Source organism: Bacillus sp. JJ722, from assembly GCF_036963345.1.
In the GTDB taxonomy this organism is placed as follows: domain Bacteria; phylum Bacillota; class Bacilli; order Bacillales; family DSM-1321; genus Bacillus_AD.
Map to the genome: position 1 here is coordinate 19,032 of NZ_JBALMO010000095.1, position 1,427 is coordinate 20,458.

Sequence of the window (1,427 nt, forward strand, 5' to 3'; positions counted from 1 at the left end):
CTAGACAATAAGAAAAGCGCAAGCGACCGTTGCCTACTATCTGGGCAACGAATAGACAACTAAGAAACTACCTAGACAAAAAATAATGCTTACAACAGAAGATGAAATAATCGTAAAGTAAATGTTGGAGGAGACGTAATGAAGATTCTTATTGCAACTGCGTATGACTATCCGCATGCTGGTGGTTTATCCGTTCATGTTGATACATTAAAGGCTGGTTTAGAATCACTTGGACATGAGGTAGATGTATTATCTTTCTCAGATGTTTCTCCGGTTTCTCGCAAAATTCTTGCGCAAGGACCAAGCTATATTCTAAATAAATTCAAGAAAGGGAAAGGAATTGTTTGGAGTCACAAAATGCGCCAACGCTTCCTACGTGCCCTATTCGATCAAAATAAACATAAGAACTATGATTTAATTCATGCTCAAGATCCATTCACAACATTAGCGGCACTTGAAAGCGGTATTCCAACTGTTGCTACCGTTCATGGATATATGGCATTCGAAAGTATTTCAAAAGGCTCAATGGATGAAGGCAGTGAAGAAGCACGCTTCATGCAAGATATCGAAATCCAAGCATACAATGGCGCTCGTAAAGTTATAACTGTTGACACTCGCTTGAAAGACTATGTAAAAGAAGTTTCGGGTGTTGAAGCAACAGCCATTCGCAACTTTATCGATATCCATTCATTCAAGCCAAACAAAGATAAGAAGAATGAATTACGCGAGAAATATGAAATTGATGTGGATGCAGATGTACTATTCTGCCCTCGTCGACTTACAAAGAAAAATGGGGTCATTTATCCAGCACTTGCTCTTCCAAAAGTGTTAAAAGAATTCCCTAATGCACACTTAATTTATGCAGGAAGCGGCGAAGCTTTAAATGAAATTAAAGAAATCGTTGCTCGCGAAGGTATGGATCAAAACGTAACATTACTTGGCGCTGTTGCTCACTCAGTCGTTCGTGATTATTATGATCTTAGCGACGTAGCACTTGTACCAAGTGTTCACTCTGCAGGTGTAGAAGAAGCTACTTCCATTTCTGCACTTGAGGCAATGGGTTCTGGCTCACCACTAATTGCTTGCGCAGTTGGCGGTCTGAAAGAAATCGTTGATAGCGGTGTGGATGGCTTACTAGTTGAAGAGAAAAATGTAGATGAACTTGCAGATGCAATCATTACATTACTTCGTGATCCTGAAGCAGGAATCGAAATGGCGGCTAAAGCTCGTGCCAAAATCGAAGAAGACTATTCTCACATTGCTGCTGCAAAGAAATATTTTGAGATATACGAAAGTGCATTAAATCAATAATTCACTCATGTACCATGTAGGGTCTTATGTGCTTTTTGCATAGGACCCTATTTTTATATGAAAGGCGAAAGCGCCCCGTTTAGCTCCGTATGAACTGGAGCCCTCCGACTGAGATA

At 40.2% G+C, this 1,427-nt stretch carries 1 protein-coding gene; it reads left to right on the forward strand.

Annotated elements, in window-relative coordinates; genetic code table 11:
* The first annotated feature begins 138 nt into the window (after positions 1-138).
* Positions 139-1,311: a glycosyltransferase family 4 protein gene (locus V7014_RS12985; protein WP_335507766.1), complete on the forward strand. Its 1,173-nt coding sequence runs from the start codon at positions 139-141 to the stop codon at positions 1,309-1,311.
* Positions 1,312-1,427: the final 116 nt, after the last annotated feature.